The organism is Pedococcus sp. P1_H8, assembly GCF_056405175.1.
Map to the genome: position 1 here is coordinate 1 of NZ_JBFUCP010000017.1, position 23,608 is coordinate 23,608.

Here is a 23,608-nt window from a genome sequence, read left to right on the forward strand (position 1 = left end):
GTCCACCAGCCACGCGTGCGCACCCGAGCGGCCCGACCCCGCCTCACCACGATCCACCGCCTCCCGCAGCACCTCCACCCGGGCCGCGTCGACCCGCGCACCCAGCTCGTCGAGCAGGCCCGCGAACCCACCCAGGTCGCCGCCACCCGCCGACCACAACTCACCATCGACACCGGCCAGCGCAAGACACGCCTGCTCCACCGCCGTGCGGCGCTCCTCCAACGACATCCCCCCGGACATGAAACCAACCTAACAACCAGGTCTGACAACGCAACGACCGCGAAAACCCGTTGCAGCGCAACCAGATACGGCACGCCGATACGGCACCGCCACGGCACCAGTTATCCACACCCGCCCCCAGACAAAGGTATGCCGCCGGGGGGGCCCGCACGCGGCATACCTTGCTGCTGTTGGCTTGGCGGTTTGGTGACCTCGGAAGGCCCTCAGGCGTTGGCGACCAGACCGAGCTCGCTGGTGCTGGCCAGGCCCGAGTGCTTCGGAAGCACGCGGACGGTGTAGCCGAACGAGCCGGTGCGGGCCAGTGCGAGGTCGCCCGCGAACTGGTGGCGTCCGCCCTCGTAGGACTCGACGGCCACGAGCGACTGGGTGTCGACGTCGCTCAGGTCGTCGCTGTCGTGGGCGTTGCCGTGCACGATCTGCACGTCGACCTCGTCCGGCGTGAGGACTCCCAGGGAGACGTAGGCACGGACGTGCAGGGTCTCGCCGATCTGCGGGCTGTCCGAGACACCCGAGGACTCGACGTGGTCGACGTGGACGGTCGGCCAGGCGGCCTTGACCTTGGCCTTGTAGGCAGCCAGGTCGCGGGCACCGACGAAGGTCTTGCCGTTGAGCGACCAGCCGGCCCGCGCGGCGGGACCGTAGAGCTGGGTCGTGTAGTCGCGCACCATCCGGCTCGCCAGGACCTTGGGCCCGAGCGTCGACAGCGTGTGGGTGATCATCGAGATCCAGTTCTGCGGCAGGCCCTCGGCGTCGACGTCGTAGAACCGCGGGGCGACCGAGTTCTCGATGAGGTCGTAGAGCGCGGACGCCTCGATGTCGTCGCGGCGCTCGGGGTCGTCGACGCCGTCAGCGGTCGGGATGGCCCAGCCGTTCTCGCCGTCGAACCACTCGTCCCACCATCCGTCGAGGATGGACAGGTTGAGGCCCCCGTTGAGGGCGGCCTTCATGCCCGACGTGCCGCACGCCTCGAACGGGCGCAGCGGGTTGTTGAGCCAGACGTCGCAGCCCGGGTAGAGGTACTGCGCCATCGCGATGTCGTAGTTCGGGAGGAACACGATGCGGTGGCGGATCTCCGGGTCGTCGGCGAAGCGCACCATCTGCTGGATGAGCTGCTTGCCGGTCTCGTCGGCCGGGTGGGACTTGCCGGCGATGACGAGCTGGATCGGGCGCTTCGGGTCCAGCAGCAGCCGCTTGAGGCGCGCGGGGTCACGCAGCATCAGGGTGAGCCGCTTGTAGGTCGGCACGCGGCGGGCGAACCCGATGGTGAGCACGTCGGGGTCGAGGATGTCGTCCACCCAGCCGAGCTCGGCCGGGCTGGCGCCGCGCTTGGTCCACGACGACTTGGTGCGGCGACGCGCCTCGACGACGAGCTGCTCGCGCATGTCGCGCTTGGTCGCCCAGATGGCGTCACGAGGGACGTCACCGATGCGGTCCCAGGCGTTGTCGCGCTCGATGTCGGTGGTGCCGAGGTGCTTGGCCGCAACCTCGTAGACCTTGCGATCCACCCAGGTGCCCGCGTGAACACCGTTGGTGACACTGGAGATCGGGACCTCGTCGTCGTCGAAGCCCGGCCACAGGCCGTCGAACATCTCGCGGCTGACGACACCATGCAGCTGGGAGACGCCGTTGGCCCGCTGCCCGAGGCGCAGACCCATGACGGCCATGTTGAACATGCCGGGCTGGCCACCCGGGTAGTCCTCGGCGCCAAGGGTGAGGAGCCGCTCCACCGGAACGCCCTCGACGGCGCGGTCGCCGCCGAAGTGGCGCGTGATGAGGTCGGCCTCGAACCGGTCGATGCCCGCGGGGACGGGGGTGTGGGTGGTGAACACGGTCGCCGCACGGACGGCCTCGAGGGCCTCGTCGAAGGTGAGCCCGGCCGACTGCGTCAGCTCGTGGATCCGCTCGACGCCCAGGAAGCCGGCGTGCCCTTCGTTGGTGTGGTAGACGTCCGGAACCGGTGCGCCGGTCAGTCGCGACCACAGCCGCAGTGCACGGACACCGCCGATGCCGAGCAGCATCTCCTGCTGGAGCCGCTGCTCACCGCCGCCGCCGTAGAGGCGGTTGGTGATGTTGCGTGCGGCGTCGTCGTTGGCCGGCACGTCGGAGTCGAGCAGCAGCAGCGGGACGCGTCCGACCTGCGCGCGCCACACGTGGGCGTGCAGCTCGCGGCCGCCCGGCAGGTCGAGGGTGATGACGCAGGGCGTGTCGTCGTCCTCGCGCAGGAGGCTCAGGGGCAGCTCGTCGGGGTCCAGGACCGGGTAGGTCTCCTGCTGCCAGCCGTCACGGTTGAGGCTCTGCTTGAAGTAGCCGGTCTTGTAGAACAGGCCGACGCCGACGATCGGGACACCGAGGTCGGAGGCCGTCTTGAGGTGGTCACCGGCGAGGATGCCGAGGCCACCGGAGTACTGCGGCAGCACCTCGGTGATGCCGAACTCCGGGCTGAAGTAGCCGATGGCGCGCGGGGCGCCGCCCTCGACCTCGCTCGCCCACGCCTGGAACCAGCGCGGCTCGGTCAGGTAGGTGTCGAGGTCTGCCTTGGCTGCCGAGACGGCCGCGACGAAGTCGGTGTCGCCCGCGAGCTCGGAGAGCTCCTGGGGGGACAGGGCCGACAGCAGCCGGACGGGGTCCTTGCGGACGTGGTTCCAGCGCTCAGGGTCGATGCGCTGGAACAGGTCCCGGGTGGGTGGGTGCCAGGACCACCGCAGGTTGCTCGCCAGGTCGCCGAGAGCGGCAATCGACTTGGGCAGGACAGTACGGACGCTGAAGCGTCGGATCGCCTTCACGTGGGGCATCCTAAGCCCTGAAGTCCAATCCGAATGACGCGTTCTTGCAGAACTTTCAAAAAGTTTCAGCCAACGGTCCATCTGAGGTCTGGGGAGGTGCGCGAGGGCCCAGACCGAGTAGCGTCGGGCGCGTGACAGCGACGCCACGTGCAACCAGACCTGACACTCCCGCCGCACCCCCTGCCAAGAGCACCGGCAAACGACCACCGGGCGCGACCACCCCCACGACAGCTCCCCCCCAGGCCCCGACCACGACGCCTCCACAGGCTCCGATCGGCCGCATCCCCGTCCAGGACGTCAGCCCTGTCGTGGACGGCGGCGCCCGGCCCGCCAAGGCAGTCGTGGGCGAGCAGTTCACCATCGGCGCCACCGTCTTCCGAGAGGGACACGACGCCGTCAACGCCTCGGTCGTCCTCGTGGCGCCGGACGGCACGGAGCGGGTCACCCCCATGACCTCGACCAACCCGGGCCTCAACACCTGGGCTGCCGTCGTGGAGCCCGACGCCGAGGGCTGGTGGACCTACCGCGTCGAGGGCTGGTCCGACCCCTACGGCACCTGGGACCACGACGCATCGATCAAGGTCGCCGCAGAGATCGACACGGACCTCATGCTCGAGGAGGGCGCGCGCACGCTCGAGCGGGCCCTGTCCGAGGTCACGCGCACCAAGGAGCAGAAGGCCGTCCTCAAGGACGCCGTCACTGCCCTGCGCGACACCCGCCGCCCGCCGCTGGCGCGGCTGCACGCCGGCACCGACCCGTCGGTGCGTGCCGAGCTGGCCGCCCGCCCGTTGCGCGACTACGTGAGCCCGTCCACGGCATACCCGTTGCTCGTGGAGCGTGAGCGAGCCCTGTATGGCGCGTGGTACGAGATCTTCCCGCGCTCGGAAGGTGCAGTGCAGGACCCGGCGACCGGGAAGTGGAGGTCCGGCACGCTGCGCACTGCGGCCGAGCGGTTGCCCGCGATCGCGCGGATGGGCTTCGACGTCGTCTACCTCACGCCGATCCACCCGATCGGCACCACGGCGCGCAAGGGCCCGAACAACACCCTCGGCGCCGGTCCCGACGACCCGGGCAGCCCCTACGCGATCGGCTCCCCCGACGGCGGCCACGACGCGATCCACCCCGACCTCGGCACGTTCGCCGACTTCGACTACTTCGTGGCGCAGACGCACGAGCACGGCATGGAGGTGGCGATGGACATCGCGCTCCAGTGCTCGCCCGACCACCCCTACGTCGAGTCCCATCCCGAGTGGTTCACAACCCGGGCCGACGGCACCATCGCGTACGCCGAGAACCCGCCCAAGAAGTACCAGGACATCTACCCGCTCAACTTCGACAACGACCCGGTGGGGTCCTACGCCGAGATGCGCCGCATGGTCCAGGTGTGGATCGACCACGGGGTCAAGATCTTCCGGGTCGACAACCCGCACACCAAGCCGGTCGAGTTCTGGCAGTGGATCATCGCGGACGTGGGCCGCGACCACCCCGACGTGATCTGGCTGGCCGAGGCGTTCACCAAGCCCGCGATGATGCACTCGCTCGGCAAGGTCGGCTTCCAGCAGTCGTACACCTACTACACCTGGCGCAACCAGAGGTGGGAGCTCGAGGAGTACGTCAAGGAGCTCGCCGGCGACGCCGCGGCCTACATGCGCCCGTCGTTCTGGCCCACGACGCACGACATCCTCACGCCCTACATGCAGTTCGGCGGTCCCTCGGCCTGGAAGCTGCGCGCCGCCCTGGCCGCGACGCTCGTCCCCACCTACGGGATCTACGCGGGCTACGAGCTCATCGAGCACGTGGCCCGTCCTGGCGCCGAGGAGCAGATCGACAACGAGAAGTACCAGTACAAGAACCGGCACTGGGAGGACTACGAGCCCGGTGGGATCAAGGAAGGGCAGTCCCTCACGGGCTACCTGACCATGCTCAACCAGATCCGCCGCGAGCACCCGTCGCTGCACTGGCTGCGCAACATCACCTTCCACCACGTCGACGACGAGAACATCATGGCGTTCTCCAAGCGGCGGATCCTGCCCGACGGCACCGACGACACCATCGTCGTGGTCGCCAACCTCGACCCCCACAGCACGCGCGAGTCGGCGATGCACCTGGACATGCCCGCGCTCGGCCTCGACTACCACGACGGGATCGCGGCCCAGGACCTCGTCACGGGGGCGTCGTGGCACTGGGGAGAGCACGTCTACGTCAGACTCGGTCCCGAGACCGAGCCCGTCCACATCGTCGCGATCCGGAGGTTCTGATGCAGGGTCTCAACCTCGCCCAACCCGGCCTGAAGAACGACCCCGAGTGGTTCAAGACCGCGGTCTTCTACGAGGTCCTCGTCCGCGGGTTCGGGGACTCCAAGGGCTCGGGCTCCGGTGACTTCACCGGGCTGATGGGCCGCCTCGACTACCTCGCCTGGCTCGGGGTCGACTGCCTGTGGCTGCCGCCCTTCTACGCCTCGCCGCTGCGCGACGGCGGCTACGACATCGCCGACTACACCGCGGTGCTCCCCGAGTTCGGCACCCTGCCGGACTTCCAGGAGCTGGTGTCGCAGGCGCACGCCCGCGGGATCCGGGTCATCACCGACTTCGTCATGAACCACACCAGCGACCAGCACCCGTGGTTCCAGGCGTCCCGGTCCGACCCCGAGGGCCCCTTCGGCGACTTCTACGTGTGGTCCGACACCGACGAGCCTTACTCCGACGCCCGCATCATCTTCATCGACACCGAGGTGTCGAACTGGACGTTCGACCCGGTGCGGCGGCAGTTCTTCTGGCACCGGTTCTTCGGCCACCAGCCCGACCTCAACTTCGAGAACCCCGCCGTCCACGAGGCGATGTTCGACGTCGTGCGGTTCTGGATGGACATGGGCATCGACGGTTTCCGGCTCGACGCGGTCCCCTACCTCTATGAGGAGGAGGGCCACAACTGCGAGAACCACCCGAAGACCCACCAGTTCCTCGCCAAGCTCCGCAAGATGGTCGACACGGAGTACCCAGGTCGGATCCTGCTCGCCGAGGCCAACCAGCCGCCGGCCGACGTCGTGGACTACTTCGGCACCGAGGAGGAGCCGGAGTGCCAGATGTGCTTCCACTTCCCCGTCATGCCGATGCTCTACTACTCGCTGCGCGAGGAGAAGGCTGCACCGATCGTCGACGTCCTGGCCGACACCCCGGACAAGCCGCCGGGCACGCAGTGGGGCACGTTCCTGCGCAACCACGACGAGCTCACCCTCGAGATGGTCACCCCGGAGCAGCGTGCCGCGATGTACGGCTGGTACGCCCCCGACCCCCGGATGCGTGCCAACGTCGGCATCCGTCGCCGACTCTCACCCCTGCTCGACAACAGCAGGGCGGAGATCGAGCTCATCCACGCGCTGTTGCTGTCCCTGCCCGGGTCTCCGTGCCTCTACTACGGCGACGAGATCGGCATGGGCGACAACATCTGGCTCAACGACCGTGACGCGGTCCGCACGCCGATGCAGTGGACGCCCGACCGCAACTCGGGTTTCTCCTCAGCCGACCCCGGCAAGCTCTACCTGCCCGTCGTGTCGTCGCTCGTCTACCACTACAACAACGTCAACGTCGAGGCCCAGATGGCCAGCAGCTCCTCGTTGCTGCACTGGGTGCGCGCCATGCTCGAGATCCGCAAGCGTCACCCCGTCTTCGGTCGTGGTGACTTCGAGGTCTGCCCTTCCGACAACGACGCAGTCCTGTCGTTCCTGCGCGTCGAGTGGGACCACGTGGACGGCACCGACTCCGAAGCCGTGCTCTGCGTGAACAACCTCGCCAGCAGGCCGCAGGCCACGACGATCCGGGTGCCCGACGAGTTCAAGGGCGCACACCTCGCGGATCTCTTTGGCGGGCAAGGCTTTCCGAAGATCTCCGACGACGGCACCATCACCCTGACCCTCGGCTCACGTGACTTCTTCTGGCTCCGCCTGGTGCCAGGTGCAGCACATGGCTGAGATCCACGACGCAACTCTCTCCCCGACCAAGATCGAGCTGGTCGGTCCGTGGATGGCGCGCCAGCGCTGGTATGCCGCGAAGGGGCGGCTGCCGGTGCTGCGCAAGGTCTGGTCGTGGCGGCTCGACGACCCCGCAGGCGCAGTGGGCATCGAGACGTTGCTCCTCGTCGACGAGGGTGCGTCCGAGCCGGTGCTCTACCAGGTGCCACTCACCTACCGCGGCGCGCCGCTCGAGGGCGGACAGCACGCGCTCGTCGGCACCTTGGAACACAGCGTGCTCGGCACCCGCTGGGTCTACGACGGCACCCACGACCCGGTGTATGCCGCCCAGCTGCTCGCGCTCATCCTCGAACAGGCTGCGCCACAAGCGGGGGGCGTCTCCGACACCCCTGAACCGGCCGTGGTGTCGAGGCGCCACCCGTCGTGGACGTCTGAGACCGTCCTCACGTCGTCGAAGGTGCTGTCCGGTGAGCAGTCGAACACCTCCATCGTGTTCGACTGCGCTGATGCCGATGGCACGCCGAAACCGTTGATCTGCAAGGTTTTCCGCATGCTGCATGCCGGGGAGAACCCCGACGTCACCGTGCAGGGCGCCCTGTCCGAGGCCGGATCGACGAGGGTGCCCACCATGGTCGGCACCGTCAGCGCCACCTGGCCGGGCGTCGGGGAAGGTGACGACCCGGCATACGGGCACCTGGCGTTTGCGCAGGAGTTCTTCCCGGGCACGGAGGACGCCTGGCGCGTCGCGCTCCGTGCGGTGGCAGCCCACGAGGACTTCGCCGAGGCGGCCCACCAGCTGGGCGCGGCCACCGCGGAAGTGCATGCCCGCCTCGCCGAGGTGCTCCCGACCGAGCCAGTGACCCCCGAGGCGATCGCCGCGGTCGCGGCCGGCATGCGGGGGCGCTACATCGCTGCGGCCTCGGAGGTCCCGGCCCTGGCGGCCCACGAACACCAGATCGCCGACGTCTTCGACCGGGCGGTCAACGCGAACTGGCCTGCGCTGCAACGCATCCATGGCGACTACCACCTCGGGCAGGTGCTCAAGGTGGCCGAGCGCGGCTGGGTGCTCCTCGACTTCGAGGGCGAGCCGTTGCGACCCCTGGCCGAACGCAACCTGCCCGACCTCGCCGTGCGTGACATCGCCGGCATGCTGCGCTCGTTCGACTATGCGGCGGGTTCGTGGGAACAGTCCCACCCCGGCCGCAGCGCCCGCGACTGGGCGGCGAGCGCCCAGCAGGCCTTCCTCGACGGGTATGCCGCGCAGTGCGGTCGCGATCCCCGCCAGGACGCCGCGCTGCTCATCGCGTTCCAGCTGGACAAAGCCCTCTACGAGGTCGTCTACGAGGCCAGGAACAGGCCCACCTGGCTGACCATCCCCACGGCTGCCGTGGTCCGACTGCTCGACGACGCGAGAAAGGACCTGACATGAGTCCACGGTTCGGCAAGAAGAAGCAGAAGTCCGACTCCACCGACGAGGTGACCCCCGAGACGACGACGATCGACCCGGCCACCCCCGAGTCTCCGACCACGCCCGACGAGCCGGCGGCGACCGAGTCCCTGAGCGATCCGGCGGACCTTGGTCCGTCGGAACCTGGGAAGACTGCGACTGCGGGGCCCGAGGGCAGCGAGGCACCAGCGCCGGACGAGGCACCGGCGGAGACGCCCACCCGCACGTGGTTCGGGCTCCCCGAACCCGATGCTGCCGAGGTGGAGACGCCCGAAGCCCCCGCTGTCGAGGTGGAGACGCCCGAAGCCCCCGGTGCCGAGGTGGAGACGCCCGAAGCCCCCGGTGCCGAGGTCGAGCCTCCGGCTGCCGAGGTGCCTGCTGGCCCGCCGGCCGAGACGCCGACCAGCCGCTCGGCTGCCCGCCGCGCGGCCTCGCGCCCGGCCGTCGAGCCGCCCGTCGAGCGCGAGCCTGAGCCGGTGCCCGTTCCCACGACGCCCGCCGAGGCGATCCGGGCGCTCGCCGACGGCCGGCACCAGCAGCCGCACGACCTGCTCGGCCACCACCTCGAGGCCGACGGCCTGCTCGTGCGTGCCTACAAGCCGTTCGCGTCGGTGGTTGCCGTGCGGTTCCAGGACGGCGAACGGATCGAGCTCGTCCACGAGTCCGACGGGGTGTGGGGCGGCATGCGGCCCGGAGCCACCGAGACCCAGGACTACCGCCTGATCGTGGCCTACGGCGACGGCATCGAACACGAGATGGACGACCCCTACCGGTTCGCCCCCACGCTCGGGCCGATCGACCTGCACCTCATCGGCGAGGGTCGGCACGAGGAGCTGTGGACCGTGCTCGGCGCCCATGTGCGCGAGTACCCCGGCCCCATGGGCACCGTGGTCGGCACGTCGTTCGCCGTGTGGGCGCCTCGCGCCCAGGCGGTGCACGTCGCCGGCGACTTCAACGGCTGGGACACGCGCAGCCACTCGATGCGGCTGCTCGGCGAGTCCGGGGTGTGGGAGCTGTTCATCCCCGGCGTCGGCGACGGCACCCTCTACAAGTTCCTGGTGCGAGGCGCCGACGGAAAGGTCCGCGAGAAGGCCGACCCCATGGCCCGCGCCACCGAGCTGCCCCCGGGTCGGGCCTCGTCGGTCGTGCAGTCCCGCTACGGCTGGAGCGATGACGACTGGATGCAGCAGCGCGCCGAGAACGATGTGCACACGGCGCCCATGAGCATCTACGAGGTGCACCTGGGGTCGTGGCGCAGCAACCACGGCTACGCAGCCCTCGCGGAGCACCTGGTCAACTACGTCGCGGACCTCGGCTTCACGCACGTCGAGTTCATGCCCGTGATGGAGCACCCCTACCCGCCGTCCTGGGGCTACCACGTGACGAGCTACTACGCCCCGAGCGCGCGGTTCGGCCGACCCGACGAGTTCCGCTACCTCGTCGACCGGCTGCACCAGGCCGGGATCGGCGTCATCCTCGACTGGGTGCCCGGCCACTTCGCCACCGACCCGTGGGCGCTGGCCCGGTTCGACGGACTGCCGCTCTACGAGCACCCGGACCCGCGCAAGGGCTGGCACACCGAGTGGGGTTCCTACATCTTCGACTTCGGTCGGGTGCAGGTGCGCAACTTCCTCGTGGCCAACGCGGTCTACTGGATGGAGGAGTTCCACATCGACGGTCTGCGGGTCGATGGCGTCGCCTCCATGCTCTACCTCGACTACGCCCGCAAGGACGGGGAGTGGATCCCCAACATCCACGGCGGACGCGAGAACCTCGAGGCGGTCGGCCTGCTCCAGGAGGCCAACGCCACGGCATACAAGCGCGTGCCGGGGATCGTGATGATCGCGGAGGAGTCCACCTCCTGGCCGGGCGTCACCAAGCCCACCAGCACGGGCGGACTCGGGTTCGGGCTCAAGTGGAACATGGGCTGGATGAACGACTCCTTGAAGTACCTCAAGGAGGACCCGATCCACCGGCAGTACCACCACCACCTGCTGACCTTCTCGCTCATGTACGCCTACAGCGAGAACTACCTGCTGCCGATCAGCCACGACGAGGTCGTCCACGGCAAGGGCTCGTTGCTGCGCAAGGTGCCCGGAAGCCGCTACGACCAGCTCGCGACGCTGCGGGCCTTCCTGGCCTACATCTGGAGCCACCCGGGCAAGCAGCTGCTCTTCATGGGCACCGAGTTCGCCCAGGAGGCCGAGTGGGCCGACGGCCGGCAGCTCGACTGGTGGCTGCTCGACCACGCGGCGCACTACCGGGTGCACAACCTGGTCAAGGAGCTCAACCGCGTCTACCGCGAGAACGAGGCACTCTGGGCCCAGGACTCCGATCCAGCCGGGTTCGAGTGGCTGAACGCGGACGACAGCGCGTGGAACACCTACTCCTACCTGCGATTCGGCAGGCAGGATCGTCAGGGACCGGTGGTCGCGGTCGCAGTGAACTTCGGTGGTCTGCCGAGGGATCCGATGCGGATCGGCGTTCCCCGAGCCGGCGACTGGAAGGTCATCCTCGACACGAGCGGCTACGACGAGTTCGGCACCCCGAGCCAGGCGGAGGTCGTCGTGACTGCGCAGGACCACGGCGCCCAGGGCCAGCCCTACTCCGTCGAGGTCCGGGTAGCGTCGCTGTCGGCCGTCTACCTCGCCCCTGTCGAGACAGAGGCAGACCGGTGAACGACCCGCGGGCAGGACAGCCGGCCCAGCCCTCTGACCTCGTCGACGTCGCCCACCTCGTCACGGCCTACTACACCCTGCTGCCCGACCCCGAGGACATCGACCAACAGGTCGCGTTCGGCACGTCGGGCCACCGCGGGTCGAGCCTGAAGACGGCGTTCAACGAGGCTCACATCCTCGCGACCACCCAAGCCATCTGTGACTACCGGAAGTCCCAGGGCTACGACGGCCCGCTGTTCATCGGTCGCGACACCCACGGGCTCTCGGAGCCCGCCTGGGCATCGGCGCTCGAGGTGCTGGCGGCCAACGACGTGATCGTCCTGGTTGACGACCGTGACGGCTACACCCCCACCCCGGCCGTCAGCCACGCCATCATCCGCGCCAACGGTGGCCGCACGAGTGGCTCCGCCCTGGCCGACGGCATCGTGGTCACTCCTTCGCACAATCCGCCGGCCGACGGCGGGTTCAAGTACAACCCACCCCACGGCGGGCCGGCTGACAGCGACGCGACGAAGGTCATCGCGGCTCGCGCCAACGAGCTGATCGCAGGCGGTCTCAAGGACGTCCGACGCATCCCGTTCGCTCGGGCGCGCGCGCATGCCCAGCCCTACGACTTCATGGGCACCTACGTCGACGACCTGCCGAACGTCCTTGATCTGCAACGGATCAAGGATGCCGGGGTGCGCATCGGCGCCGACCCGCTCGGCGGCGCCGCCGTGCACTACTGGGGCGCGATCGCGGAGCGACACGGTCTCGACCTCACCGTGGTGAACCCCCTCGTCGACCCGACATGGCGGTTCATGACCCTGGACTGGGACGGCAAGATCCGGATGGACTGCTCGTCGCCCTACGCGATGGCTTCGCTGATCGCGCGCAAGGACGACTACGACATCGCCACGGGCAACGACGCCGACTCCGACCGGCACGGCATCGTCACGCCCGACGGCGGACTGATGAACCCCAACCACTTCCTGGCCGTGGCAATCCAGTACCTCTTCGGCGGAGCCCGCCCCGACTGGCCGGCCGACGTGGCCATCGGCAAGACGTTGGTGTCGTCCTCGATGATCGACCGGGTGGCCGCCGACGTCGGCGGACGGCTCGTCGAGGTGCCGGTGGGCTTCAAGTGGTTCGTGCCAGGACTCATCGACGGGAGCTTCGGCTTCGGCGGCGAGGAGTCCGCCGGTGCGTCCTTCCTGCGCCGGGACGGCAAGGCCTGGACCACGGACAAGGACGGCATCATCCTGGCGCTGCTCGCCTCCGAGATCCTCGCCGTGACCGGCCAGAGCCCCAGCCAGCACTACCGCGAGCTGACCGCGAAACACGGCGACCCGGCATACGCCCGCATCGACGCGGCGGCCACGCGCGAGCAGAAGGCCAAGCTCGCCGCCCTCTCCCCCGGTGACGTGGCCGCGGACTCCCTTGCGGGGGAACCGATCACGGCCAAGCTGACGCAGGCGCCCGGCAATGACGCAGCCATCGGTGGCCTCAAGGTGACCACCGACAGCGCCTGGTTCGCGGCACGGCCGTCTGGGACCGAGGACGTCTACAAGATCTATGCCGAGTCGTTCAAGGGAGCCGAGCACCTGGCCCAGGTGCAGGCCGAGGCCAAGGAAGTGGTCGGGGCCGCCCTCGGCGGCTGAGCGCTCACCGTCGTCGGTGCCAGAACCACTCGGGTTCCGCCACCTTGGTGCCCCAGCCACCGTTCCTGACGAACCACCATGTCGGAGGCATGGACTGCCACCTCGCGACGACGTGAGCGGGGAACTGCCTTCCCGCCGCATCGCGATGCGGCGGCGGCGCGACCAGGTCGTCATCGGACTGCGCGGGCGCCACGCTCAGCGCCAGCCCCAGAGTCGAGATCGAGCGAAGCCAACGCACGACACTCGGTGGCAGCGTGCCTGCCTCCAGCCGCGCAACCGCACTCTTGGATGTGCCGGTGGCCTCAGCAAGGGCGCGCTGCGAGAGTCCGCGCGAGGCGCGAAGCGCCCGCAACGACTGCGCCACGTCCATGGCCACGTCCTCCAGCCCGGCATCGTCTGCTGCCACGTCGCCACCCCCGCCCGGCAGGTTCGCAGGACCCCTGCTCGTGCGCGGGCGCGTGAAATGCGCCTTGTGGACACCCTGCCGTGCGACCCGTGGCTGTGGACGCCGGTGCCGGGGGCGGCGCGGTATGGGCACAGGGACACGGCGCCGTGGGAGGCGCGCGCCCGCTGTCCACCCCACCGGATCAGACCTCACTGGACGCTATGCATTGCCCCACACGGTTGGGGCAATGCATAGCGTCCAGCAAGTGGGCCACTGCGCGGCCCGCCGGCCGGCCGGGGTTCAGGTCGTCCGCACCAGCCGTTGGAGCGCCCTTGGCGGCTGGGCCGAAACAGTGGTCTCGCTGTGAGTTCCGCTCCCGGGGAACAGATTTCGCGTCACACCAGTTGCTGACTACATGACGCCCTCGAACGACTCACACCAGCCCGGGCCTCGCACCTTTCCCCGCAGAAGCGGTAGCGGCCCCAACCTTGCCACCCTCGACCGCCTGCGCGGCCTGCGCCGGCCGCGGTTGATGCAACCCGAAGCACGCCGCCACCAGCTCCCGCAGGAGTGCCGCGCCTGCTAGGGAGCGCCGCGCCTGCCAAGGACCGCCGAGGGCAGGTCCTGTCGTTCCCGCCTCGCTGCTGGAGAATGCCCCCATGAGTGCCCTCCCCACGGAGTGGATCCGCGGCTCGGTCTCGGCCAAGCACAACACCGACCCCGACCTCCAGATCCACCACCACGACACGGACACGGTGATCCTGCGCCAGAACATGGCGATCGACTACGAGGCGCCGTTCCTCTACCTGCTGTTCGGCGCCGATCGTGCATTTCTCCTCGACACCGGGGCGACTGCCGAGGTCGCGTACCTGCCGCTACGGCCGACCATCGACCGGCTCGTCGACGACTGGCTGGCCGACCACCGCCCGACGGACGGCTACGAGCTCGTCGTCGCCCACACCCACTCCCACGGCGACCATGTCGCCGGCGACGCCCAGTTCGGGGACCGGCCGAACACGCGGGTCGTCCCCCCCGACGCGCACGCGGCATACGACTTCTTCGGTCTCGACCCCCAGAACCTGGACCGGACCACGTCGTACGACCTCGGTGGCCGCAGCCTCGCGTGCATCGCCAGCCCCGGCCACGACGCCGCTGCCATCACCTTCCACGACGACCGGACCGGCTTCCTGCTGACGGGCGACACCGTCTATCCGGGGCGGCTCTACGTCGAGGACTGGCGCGCGTATGCGGCCACGATCGATCGGCTCATCGCCTTCGCCGACACCGCCCACCGCCCTGTCACCCATCTCTTGGGCTGCCACATCGAGATGAGCGCGACCCCCTGCGTCGACTACCCGATCCGGACGACCCACCACCCCGACGAGGCGCCGCTGGGTATGAGCGTGGACCACCTGCGCGCCATCGCCGCCGCGGTCGCCGAGATCGGCGACCGCCCGGGACGGTACGTCTACCCCGACTTCATCGTGGTGCACGAAGGGGATTCGCCGACGGACAATCGGGCCGGCCCGGACGGGGGCTAGTCCGTCAGTGCCGGCGCCGGGCCGCTCACGACAGTCTCGTCGACGGCCGAGCTGCCGGCACCCAGGCGCGACTGCTCGTCCTTGACCCACATCTTCGTCAACCCACCGAAGTGACCCTCGAACTTGTCCCACTCGTGCTGGGGATAGGTCGTCTGGATGGTCTCGGTCAGCAGGCTCCGGAAGTCGGGTGAGTCGACCCACTCGAGCACCATGTCGTCGATGTTCGGCAGGGCGACCTCGCAGAACTCGCGATACCGCTCGGTGTCGAAATGGTCGTCCGCCAGCCCTTGGTATGCCGCCAGCTTGGCTCCGTAGTCGAGCGCGTCGTCGTCGGCGATCTGGAACCACGGCCCGGTGTCGACCTGGGTGCGCGCCTTGCGACCCGTGGCGACACAGAACACCGACCACTTCAGCAGCGCCTTCATCGCCCACGGGAAGTAGTAGTGCAGCGAGGTCACGGCCACGTCGGGACAGGCGTTGGCGTAGTCGATCGGGTAGACGACACCGTCCTTGACGAGCATCTCGCAGGAGTTGAACTCCCACCTGAAGAACGCGTTCACCGTCTGGGCGATGGTGACCGCCTCGGTGCCCACACCCTCGCCCAGGAAGCCGTGCTGGACGGCATACCTGTTGTGCATGGGCTCGTCGGGCTGGAACTTCATCACCATCGTCTCGGGTCCGATGGTGAGCGCCCGGGCGAACACCTCGAAGTCCGCCACGGAGGCCTGCAGGTGCATCAGCATCTCGCCGGAGTCGTCGTAGGCGCTGTGCAGGTCGTCGACGTTCTTGACCTGTGACACCCCTCGCCAGCCACCCCCGTCGAACGGCTTCATGAACAGCGGGTAGCCGATCTCCTCGGCGATCGCGTCGAGGTCGAACTCCTTGTTGTACCGGGCCGCGGTGAAGGCCCAGCGCGCGTTGTCGATCGGGTTCTTGTAGGGCACCAACACCGTCTCGGGGACGTTCATCCCGAGGCGAAGCAGCGCGCAGTAGGCGGAGTGCTTCTCCATGGACTGAAACGTGAACGGGCTGTTGAGCAGGTAGACGTCGTCCATCAGAGCGGCCTTCTTGAGCCACTCACGCGGGTGGTAGTACCAGTAGGCCAGCCGGTCGATCACCAGGTCCTGCCGCGGCTTGTCCCGCAGGTTGAACGGCTCGATCGTCATGCGCTCGGTGTTGACCTGGTGACTCGTGCCGTCGGGCCCCTTCAGGACGCCCAGTCGACCCGCGAGGGTCTCGAACGCACGCGGCCAGTCACCTTCCGCGCCCAGCAACAGTCCAATGAGGTGTTCCTGCGTCTTTGCCATGCACCCCATCCTGTCGGCTCGACAGGCACACCGAAAGTGGAGGGCGCGTCAGAACCAGGGCGGGGAGACTCAGAACGGAGTGGGGAAACTCAGAACAGGGCGCTCATCAGCGCGGTGCGCGCCTTGCGGACCCGCTCGTCGTGCGACCCGACCACGGCGAAGAGCTGCAGCAGGTGGTTCTTGGCCTGTTCCCGCTCCTCGCCGGCGGTCGACCGCACGAGGTCGATGAGCCGCAGGAACGCATCCTCCACGTGCCCACCGAGGACGTCGAGGTCGGCGACCAGGCCCTGCGCGGTCACATTCGTGGGGTGCTCGGCCGCCGCTGCGCGGGCCGACTGCAGGTCTGCACCCTCGGTGCGTTGCAGGAGGCCGACCTGGGCGAGCCCCAGCTCCGCGTCGGCGTCGGCGGGGTTCTGCTTCAACGCCTGCTGGTATGCCGCGGCGGCACCATCGAGGTCGCCCCGCTCGATGGCGTCGTAGGCCTCCTGGTGCAGGGGTGGGAGCTGCTCCTCGACCTCGACGCCGTCAGCCGGCTCACCCGCGCCCGCGAGGTCGACGCGCCCGGTCACGCCGTGCTGCACGGCCAGGCCGAGGAACTCGTCGAGCACGGGGCGCAGGGCCTGCTCAGGCTGGATCCCGGCGAACATCGGCACGGGCTGGCCCTGGACGAGCCCCATCGTCACGGGGACGCTCTGCACTTGGAAGGCCCGCAACAGGGTGGGGTTCTGCTCGACGTTGACGCTGACGACCTGGAACCGGCCCTCGTAGCTGCCTGCGACCCGGACCACGGTGTCGAGGTAGTCGCGCGACTCGGGGATCTGGGCCGCCCAGAGGACCAACAGCATCGGCACACCGACGGACGCGTTGGCGATCTCCTGGAAGTTGGTGTCCGTGCCCTCGACGACAACGCCGGCCCGACCGGCGACACCTGCGGGGGCCGACGACCCGGGAGCACCGGGCACACCTGCGCCACCCGACGCAGCCGTTCCCGAGGGTGCGGTGGGGGCAGCTGCGGGAGGTTGGCTCCGCAGAGCGGTGAGGTCGACGGCGCCCCGGAGGCCACCTGTGGTCAACGGCTGATCACTCATGGCGGTGATTCTCCCTCACGAGCCCTTGGCCGAGAACAGCACCTCGTCGACGGCCACGACCTGGGCCTTGCCGTCGACCGGCACGGTGAAGACGATGGTCTCGTAGGACTTGAGCTCGGCGCTCTTGGTGAGCGTCTTCTTGCGCACGAGTCGTTGGAAGTCGGCACTGGGGGTGAGCGACTTGCCGCCCGGGCGCAGCGTGATGGTGTCGGTGCGCTCCATGAGTCCGAAGACGAGGGCTCCCCCACCGCGCAACGCGATGGCGACGGTGCTGTCCGGCTCGACGGTGTGCGTCTGCTTGAGCGTCGCGAGCTTGCCGAAGGTCTTCGCCTGCTCGGCGGCGTGCGCGCGGATTGCCGTCGAGAACGGCTCCGAGGCGTCGACCTGGGGGTCGGCAACCGGCTTGGGGTAGCCGAGGCTCGCGGCATACCCCTTGAGCAGGTCGGCGGGCTGCGCCGCGAGCTTGGCGCCGGGGGTGACCATGGGCGAACCCGTGGTGAGCGAGTCGAGGGCCGCAACGGTCGCGCCGGGCTGCATCGGCGCGGCGACGCTGAGGCGGAACGGCGTCTTGGCGTCCGGCGAGACCAGCAGGTTGAGCACCGCGCCGTTCTCCGCGGTGGTCGTCTGGACCAGGATCAAGCGCGGCCAGCTCGTGCCACGAGAGACCCCGAGGACCTTGGGCGGCTCGGTGCGCTTCATCGGCGCGGTGGGGGAGATGGCACCGGTCTGGAGCCGGCTGGCGGCGTTGGCGACGGCGAGGGCACTGCCTGTGAGCGCCTCGGTCCGGAGCGTCGCCGCCTCGGCCGGCTTCGCCGCGGCGGCGGCGGCGGCCTTGGCGAGGACGCGGGTGGCGATGGCTTCGGCACTCTGCGCCGAGATCGGTGCCGTCGTGGTGACCGGCGTGGGCGCGTCATGCACCCCCGCCAGGTTCGCACCGGCGCCACAGCCTGCGAGGGCAAGGCTCAGGGCGCCGACGAGGGCGAGGCGCGTGGTCGAGCTGCTCACGCGGACACCTCCTCGGTGGGCACGTCGGTCCCGTTCTGGTCGGTCGGGCCTGGGGTCGGCCCTGGGGTCGGGTCTGGGGTCGGGTCTGGGGTCGGGCTCTGGGTACGACGCGGCCGGTTCTGCCACAGTCCCGCTCCACCGGCGGCCGCGGCCAGCAGGCCGACGAGCGTGACGAGCAAGGCCTGGAAGAACCAGGTGGGGCGCTTGACCGTCACCGTCAACGAGGTGAGGTCGACGGGCTTGCCGTCAGGTGCGGCGATGACCACTGACTCGGGGGCTCCGGCCTGGTCCACGGTGAGGCGCACCCGGCCGTCGCCGGTGGCGGTCTGGCGCCAGATGTCTGCCGTCTCCAGCTGGGGTGCCTGGCCTGCGCCGGACCGCGACTGCAGGAGGCTCCAGTCCCTGACCCGGGCGCTGCTGACGGACGTGTGGTCGGCGGCGCCGACGATGGCGTTGGCGTCCGTGGGGCTGGTGCGGCCCATCCAGATCGTCGTACCCGACGCAGCCACGGCCGTGATGGTCACCGGACGGTCGACGCGGTTGAGCACCGATGGTTCGATGACGACGACAGCGCCCTTGGCAGGTACGGACCTGAGCACGGCGCTGCCCGAGGACCCGAGGTGGACGGTGAACCAGGCTCCGACGAGCAGGAGCACGAGTCCGATCACGGTCACCGCGGCGAAGATCGCGCGTTTGGCCATCACCGACACTGTAGAAATCCTTACGTGAGAGGGCCGACACACGGGAGTTCCCCGCAGTCGGCAATCACACCACCATGACCCAGGTACGTCCACGACGACAAATCCCCGCCCCCTGAAATCACGTCGTCGGTGGCATGATCGCCGGTGATGACCTCACGTTCACGGCACGACCGAAGTCGCCGCCCCGGCCGCCCCCGTGAGGAGGCGACTGAGCAGGCGATCACGACGGCAGCGCGACAGGTGCTCGCCGACAAGGGCGTCGCCCGGATGTCGATGGAGCACGTCGCCGCCAAGGCGGGTGTGGCCAAGAGCACGCTCTACCGGCGCTGGCCGTCGAAGGTCGAGCTGGCCGTCCACGCCGTGGCCGCGACCTTCGACGAGATCGAGATCGAGGACCACGGCTCGCTGGCGGCCGACATGCGCGCCGGCATCGGCGAGGCCGCGCGACTGATGCGCGACCCCTCCACCGGGGGCGCGTATGCCGCGTTGCTGGCCGAGTCGGCTCGCGACCCCGAGGGGGTCGGCCAGAAGGTGCGGGAGTCGCTGTCGACCCGGCTGCACGCCCTCGTCGCGACGTCCGTCGAACGCGCGATCGGCCGCGGGGAGATCCGACAGGACATGATCGACGTCGACCTGCTCGCCGACGTCGTGGTCGGTTCGGTGATGCACCGGGCGCTCGCCACCGGAGTGCCCGATGATGCCTTCATCGACGGGCTCATCGCCCTGCTGGCCGACGTCGCCTACGCCCGGTTGCGCCGCGAACAACGCGAGGCCGGCGACGGCGCCTGACCCGGCGCTATCCCTGCAAAAGGCGAGTTGGCGCCACCGTGGCGGCGCTAACTCGCCTTTTGCATGGGGTACCGGCGCCCGCGCACCCTGCCGCGCGGCATACCGGATCTTTCAGAAGCGGGCGGGCTCGCGGTAGACGCCCCACTCGTCGCGCAGCGCATCGCAGATCTCGCCCAGCGTCGCCTCGGCGCGCGCCGCGTCGAGCATGGCGGGCACCATGTTTCCGCTGGTGCGGGCCACCTCGACCATGTGCTGCACGGCAGCGCGCACGGCGTCCTCGTCGCGGTCGGTCTTGCGGGTCTTGAGGGTGGCAACCTGCTCGCGCTCGACCTCGTGGCTGACGCGCAGGATCTCGAGCTCGTGCGTGACGGAGGCGGTGTGGCAGTTGACGCCGACGACCTTCTTGTCGCCCTTCTCCAGCGACACCTGGTACTGGAAAGCCGCCTCCGCGATCTCGGACATGAACCAGCCGTCCTCGATGCCGCGCAGGATGCCCGAGGTCATGGGGCCGACCGCGTGGTCGACGCCGCCCTCGGCGTTGCGCGGCTTGCCGAGCTCGCCCATGGCCTTGATCTTGTCGAAGATCGCCTCGGCCTCGGCCTCGATCTTGTCGGTGAGGGCCTCGACGTACCAGCTGCCACCGAGCGGGTCGGCGACGTTGACGACGCCGGTCTCCTCCATGATCACCTGCTGGGTGCGCAGCGCGATCTCGGCCGCCTGCTCGCTCGGCAGGGCGAGGGTCTCGTCGAGGGCGTTGGTGTGCAGGGAGTTGGTGCCACCCAGGACGGCCGCGAGCGCCTCGACGGCGGTGCGGACCACGTTGTTGTAGGGCTGCTGCGCGGTGAGTGACACGCCGGCGGTCTGGGTGTGGAACCGCAGCCACTGGGCCTTGTCGGTCTTGGCGCCGTAGGTGTCGCGCAGCCAGCGGGCCCAGATCCGGCGGGCCGCGCGGAACTTGGCGATCTCCTCGAAGAAGTCGAGGTGGCTGTCGAAGAAGAAGGACAGCCCGGGGGCGAACTTCTCGATGTCGAGGCCGCGCGACAGGCCCAGCTCGACGTAGCCGAATCCGTCGGCGAGGGTGAAGGCGAGCTCTTGCGCAGCCGTGGAACCGGCCTCGCGGATGTGGTAGCCCGAGACCGACAGCGGCTTGTAGTCGGGGATGTTCTCGGCGCAGTACTCCATCAGGTCGCCGATCAGGCGCAGGTGCGGCTCGGGGGCGAACAGCCACTCCTTCTGCGCGATGTACTCCTTGAAGATGTCGGTCTGCAGCGTCCCGTTGAGGACCCCGAGGTCGACGCCCTGGCGCTCGGCGGCGACGAGGTACATGCAGAACACCGGGACGGCCGGACCGCTGATGGTCATCGAGGTGGTGATGTCCTCGAGCGGCAGGTCGTCGAACAGCACCTCCATGTCCTTGGCGGAGTCGATCGCGACACCGCAGTGGCCGACCTCGCCGAGGCTCATCGCGTCGTCCGAGTCGCGACCCATCAGGGTGGGCATGTCGAAGGCCACCGACAGGCCGCCACCGCCGCGCTCGAGGATCATCTTGTAGCGCTCGTTGGTCTGCACCGCGTTGCCGAAGCCCGCGAACTGCCGGATCGTCCAGGTGCGGCCCCGGTAGCCCGTCGGGTAGAGACCGCGAGTGAACGGGTACTCCCCCGGCCAGCCGATCCGCTCGGGCACCTCGGAGCCGTCGGTCGGCCCGTAGACGGGCTCCACCGGCATCTGCGAGAGCGTGGTGAAGTCGGCGTCGCGCACCTGCCCCTTGGCCTGGGCTGCGTCGTAGCGGGCCTGCCAGCGGGCAGCGCCATCGCTCGTCGCGGGGGTGGTGGGTGCGGGGTTCTCGGACATGCCCGTCAATTTACTAGGACGTCCTAGTAAATGTCACGCGGGCACTCCTTAAGGGGGTATGCCGGGTGGCTGGGTGGGCGCTCAGGCGTCGAAGTCGGCGGCGCCGACGCGCACCTTGCGCAGCAGCTCGAACAGCTGCTCGTGCTCGGCGGCGGTCAGCATGCCGAGGCCGAACTTCTCCTTGACCAGGTCGGCGGTCGCGGCCTCCATGGCTGCTCGCCCTGCTGGCGTGATGACCGCCAGGGTGCCACGGCCGTCGTCGGGGTTGGGCAGGCGTTCGACGAAGCCCTGCGCGTCGAGCCGCTGGACGATGTTGGTGGCGCTGGTCGGGTGGACCATCAGGCGCTGGCCGATCTTGCTCATGCCCAGCCGGCCGTCGCGGCTGAACGCCAGCAGCACCAGCGCCTCGTAGCGGGCGAAGGTCAGGCCGTGCCGTCCGACGAGGGCGTCGTAGTCGGTGATCAGCAGCTGCTGGACGCGCATGATCGACGTCGCGCTCGCCATCGCCAACGGCTGGGAGGTGCGCCCCCAGCGCCGGGTCCACAGCTGCGCCGCGCGCGTGATCGGGTCGAAGGGCAGGCGAATGGGCTTCGGCACGCGCAGCAGGCTAGCCCGCCGGGAGGCGGACGGTCTCGAGCTGTCCATCATCGAGGCGGATCTCACCGTCAGCCTCCTCGGCGGCCTCGGGATCGTGCGTGGCCATGATGACGATCGCGCCCCGCTGTGCCTCGGCGCGCAACAGGGCCAGGACGCGTTCGCGGTTGTCGTGGTCGAGCTCGGAGGTCGGCTCGTCGGCGAGGAGCACCCGGCCACGCAGCGCGAGGCCACGGGCGACGGCCACCCGCTGCTGCTGGCCACCGCTGAGCTCCTCTGCCAGGTGGCTGCCCGACTCGTGCAGGCCGACCGACTCCAGGGCCTCCTGCGCCCGACGCTGGGCCTGCTCGGAGGGCACGCCACGGGCAAGCAGCGGCAGCGCGACGTTCTCCCGGGCCGACAGCAGCACCGCCAGGGCGCTGCCCTGTGGGATGAGCTCGATGCCAAGTCGCGCGGCCTGGGCCCGGTCTCGGACGAGGTCGTCGCCGAGGCGCACCGTGCCCTCACTGGCCACCGCACCACCGATGGCCCACAGCAGCGAGGACTTCCCGGCACCACTGTGGCCCGTGATCGCGAGGAACTCCCCCGCGTACGCCTCCAGGTCCGCGCCGGCGACGGCGGTCGCGGACCCGTAGCGCACGGTGACCCCCTCGACCCGCAGCGGCGGCGACTCGACGTCCTGCAGGGCTGGGTCGACCCCGCGCCGCTGGCCGTCCTCGAAGGCCCCTCTCTCCGCGGGCCACTCGTGCCGATCACTCACCCGTCTCACCCCTGCCCTCCGGAATCAGCGTCCAGACCCCGTCGACTTCGTGCACCCGGACCAACGCGCCCGGCGGGAACGCCCCCACTGCAGCGGGCGGAAGCGGCAGCGAGCCGTCGGCCGACACCACGGCATACGCCTCGCCGGAACGGCCCTCGCCGCCGACGCGGCCGTCGCGGATGGTGACCGTCCGCGGCAGCCGCGCAGCCACCTCGGGGTCGTGCGTCACGACCACCACGGTGGTCCCCCACTCCCGGTTGACCCGGTGGACGGTGTCGAGGACGAGGTCGCGGGACGAGTGGTGCAGCTGGGAGGTGGGCTCGTCGCCGAGCAGCAGGCCGGGCTTGCTGGCCAGCGCCACGGCCAGGGCGGCGAGCTGGAGCTGGCCGGGGGGCAACGAGCCCAACGGCGCGGTCGCTGCGTGGCCCACGCCGAGGCCGACGAGCTCCAGCACCTCGCCGGGGGGTGGAACGTCGCGGCCCGCCTTGCGGGCGGACCTCTGCGCGAACTCGACGTTCTGACGGGCGCTGAGGTAGGGCAGGAGGTTGCGGTCGGCGCCCTGCAGGACGAGCCCTACCTCGGCGGCGCGGAACCGGTCGAGGTCGGCCTCGGTCATCGTCGAGAGCTCGTGCTCGCCGACCTGCACGCGTCCCGCGCTGGGGCGCATGAGCCCGCCGAACAGCGTCAGGAGGGTCGACTTGCCGGCACCGGACGGCCCCAGCAGCCCCACCACCTCGCCGGGGTGGACGGTGAGGTCGACCCCGGACAGGGCCGCCACGTCATGGCCCTCGGCACGGTAGATGTGCACGAGGCCGCGCGTGGTCACCCGCAA

The 23,608-nt window shown here is 69.7% G+C and carries 18 protein-coding genes; 7 read left to right on the top strand and 11 right to left on the bottom strand.

All coding sequences use genetic code 11. From position 1 onward, the window contains the following. Both AC1DYG_RS18240 and glgP read right to left on the bottom strand, forming a co-directional pair. A partial coding sequence (locus AC1DYG_RS18240) for a hypothetical protein (RefSeq protein ID WP_477641284.1) occupies positions 1–240 on the bottom strand: 240 nt, incomplete at its 3' end. A gap of 203 nt (positions 241–443) precedes the next feature. Continuing rightward, entirely contained in the window at positions 444–3,023 is a 2,580-nt protein-coding gene (glgP, locus tag AC1DYG_RS18245) for an alpha-glucan family phosphorylase (RefSeq protein ID WP_477641285.1), read from the bottom strand. Positions 3,024–3,154: 131 nt separating this feature from the next. Here glgP and AC1DYG_RS18250 point away from each other — a divergent pair, with 131 nt between their 5' ends. The 5 genes from AC1DYG_RS18250 to pgm are packed head-to-tail and all read left to right on the top strand — an operon-like array spanning position 3,155 to position 12,755. Further along, positions 3,155–5,281, top strand: coding sequence for an alpha-1,4-glucan--maltose-1-phosphate maltosyltransferase (locus AC1DYG_RS18250; RefSeq protein ID WP_477641286.1), 2,127 nt, complete (start codon positions 3,155–3,157; stop codon positions 5,279–5,281). Further along, on the top strand, positions 5,281–6,990 hold the full coding sequence (treS, locus tag AC1DYG_RS18255; RefSeq protein WP_477641287.1) for a maltose alpha-D-glucosyltransferase: 1,710 nt from the start codon (positions 5,281–5,283) through the stop codon (positions 6,988–6,990). The genes AC1DYG_RS18250 and treS overlap by 1 nt, the downstream gene beginning before the upstream one ends. Then, positions 6,983–8,419, top strand: a complete 1,437-nt coding sequence (locus AC1DYG_RS18260) for a maltokinase N-terminal cap-like domain-containing protein (protein ID WP_477641288.1) — start codon at positions 6,983–6,985, stop codon at positions 8,417–8,419. The genes treS and AC1DYG_RS18260 overlap by 8 nt, the downstream gene beginning before the upstream one ends. After that, entirely contained in the window at positions 8,416–11,115 is a 2,700-nt protein-coding gene (gene glgB, locus AC1DYG_RS18265) for a 1,4-alpha-glucan branching protein GlgB (RefSeq protein ID WP_477641289.1), read from the top strand. Before AC1DYG_RS18260 ends, glgB begins: the two co-directional genes overlap by 4 nt. Then, positions 11,112–12,755 (top strand): phosphoglucomutase (alpha-D-glucose-1,6-bisphosphate-dependent), encoded by a 1,644-nt coding sequence (gene pgm / locus AC1DYG_RS18270; protein WP_477641290.1) that lies wholly within the window; start codon positions 11,112–11,114, stop codon positions 12,753–12,755. Before glgB ends, pgm begins: the two co-directional genes overlap by 4 nt. A gap of 4 nt (positions 12,756–12,759) precedes the next feature. On the opposite strand, the gene AC1DYG_RS18275 is transcribed toward pgm, so the two are convergent. Continuing rightward, complete coding sequence (locus tag AC1DYG_RS18275; protein WP_477641291.1) at positions 12,760–13,161, bottom strand: helix-turn-helix domain-containing protein; 402 nt, start codon at positions 13,159–13,161, stop codon at positions 12,760–12,762. A gap of 638 nt (positions 13,162–13,799) precedes the next feature. Here AC1DYG_RS18275 and AC1DYG_RS18280 point away from each other — a divergent pair. After that, entirely contained in the window at positions 13,800–14,681 is an 882-nt protein-coding gene (locus AC1DYG_RS18280; protein ID WP_477641292.1) for an MBL fold metallo-hydrolase, read from the top strand. Here AC1DYG_RS18280 and AC1DYG_RS18285 read toward each other — a convergent pair. The 4 genes from AC1DYG_RS18285 to AC1DYG_RS18300 form a co-directional block, all read right to left on the bottom strand. Further along, positions 14,678–15,988: an ATP-grasp domain-containing protein gene (locus AC1DYG_RS18285; RefSeq protein ID WP_477641293.1), complete on the bottom strand. Its 1,311-nt coding sequence runs from the start codon at positions 15,986–15,988 to the stop codon at positions 14,678–14,680. The genes AC1DYG_RS18280 and AC1DYG_RS18285 overlap by 4 nt on opposite strands. Positions 15,989–16,077: 89 nt before the next feature. Then, positions 16,078–17,076, bottom strand: a complete 999-nt coding sequence (locus AC1DYG_RS18290) for a tetratricopeptide repeat protein (protein WP_477641294.1) — start codon at positions 17,074–17,076, stop codon at positions 16,078–16,080. A gap of 15 nt (positions 17,077–17,091) precedes the next feature. After that, on the bottom strand, positions 17,092–18,081 hold the full coding sequence (locus tag AC1DYG_RS18295) for a hypothetical protein (RefSeq protein ID WP_477641295.1): 990 nt from the start codon (positions 18,079–18,081) through the stop codon (positions 17,092–17,094). Then, on the bottom strand, positions 18,078–18,782 hold the full coding sequence (locus AC1DYG_RS18300) for a hypothetical protein (RefSeq protein WP_477641296.1): 705 nt from the start codon (positions 18,780–18,782) through the stop codon (positions 18,078–18,080). The genes AC1DYG_RS18295 and AC1DYG_RS18300 overlap by 4 nt, the downstream gene beginning before the upstream one ends. Positions 18,783–18,929: 147 nt before the next feature. On the opposite strand from AC1DYG_RS18300, the gene AC1DYG_RS18305 reads away from it, so the two are divergent. Continuing rightward, entirely contained in the window at positions 18,930–19,571 is a 642-nt protein-coding gene (locus AC1DYG_RS18305) for a TetR/AcrR family transcriptional regulator (protein ID WP_477641297.1), read from the top strand. A gap of 111 nt (positions 19,572–19,682) precedes the next feature. Here AC1DYG_RS18305 and AC1DYG_RS18310 read toward each other — a convergent pair whose 3' ends face one another. The 4 genes from AC1DYG_RS18310 to AC1DYG_RS18325 form a co-directional block, all read right to left on the bottom strand. Then, a complete protein-coding gene (locus AC1DYG_RS18310) occupies positions 19,683–21,422 on the bottom strand; it encodes an acyl-CoA mutase large subunit family protein (RefSeq protein WP_477641298.1) in 1,740 nt (579 codons plus the stop codon). An 81-nt stretch (positions 21,423–21,503) separates the two neighbouring features. Continuing rightward, positions 21,504–22,019: a MarR family winged helix-turn-helix transcriptional regulator gene (locus AC1DYG_RS18315; RefSeq protein ID WP_477641299.1), complete on the bottom strand. Its 516-nt coding sequence runs from the start codon at positions 22,017–22,019 to the stop codon at positions 21,504–21,506. Between the two features lie 10 nt (positions 22,020–22,029). After that, positions 22,030–22,776, bottom strand: coding sequence for an ABC transporter ATP-binding protein (locus AC1DYG_RS18320; RefSeq protein WP_477641300.1), 747 nt, complete (start codon positions 22,774–22,776; stop codon positions 22,030–22,032). Further along, positions 22,769–23,602, bottom strand: coding sequence for an ABC transporter ATP-binding protein (locus tag AC1DYG_RS18325; RefSeq protein WP_477641301.1), 834 nt, complete (start codon positions 23,600–23,602; stop codon positions 22,769–22,771). Before AC1DYG_RS18325 ends, AC1DYG_RS18320 begins: the two co-directional genes overlap by 8 nt. Positions 23,603–23,608 lie beyond the last annotated feature (6 nt).

Coding starts and splice junctions, on each gene's coding strand:
- AC1DYG_RS18300 (WP_477641296.1), bottom strand. CDS start 18,782: ATGGCCAAACGCGCGATCTTCGCCGCGGTGACCGTGATCGGACTCGTG.
- AC1DYG_RS18285 (WP_477641293.1), bottom strand. CDS start 15,988: ATGGCAAAGACGCAGGAACACCTCATTGGACTGTTGCTGGGCGCGGAA.
- AC1DYG_RS18260 (WP_477641288.1), top strand. CDS start 6,983: ATGGCTGAGATCCACGACGCAACTCTCTCCCCGACCAAGATCGAGCTG.
- AC1DYG_RS18280 (WP_477641292.1), top strand. CDS start 13,800: ATGAGTGCCCTCCCCACGGAGTGGATCCGCGGCTCGGTCTCGGCCAAG.
- AC1DYG_RS18310 (WP_477641298.1), bottom strand. CDS start 21,422: ATGTCCGAGAACCCCGCACCCACCACCCCCGCGACGAGCGATGGCGCT.
- treS (WP_477641287.1), top strand. CDS start 5,281: ATGCAGGGTCTCAACCTCGCCCAACCCGGCCTGAAGAACGACCCCGAG.
- glgB (WP_477641289.1), top strand. CDS start 8,416: ATGAGTCCACGGTTCGGCAAGAAGAAGCAGAAGTCCGACTCCACCGAC.
- AC1DYG_RS18305 (WP_477641297.1), top strand. CDS start 18,930: ATGACCTCACGTTCACGGCACGACCGAAGTCGCCGCCCCGGCCGCCCC.
- AC1DYG_RS18290 (WP_477641294.1), bottom strand. CDS start 17,076: ATGAGTGATCAGCCGTTGACCACAGGTGGCCTCCGGGGCGCCGTCGAC.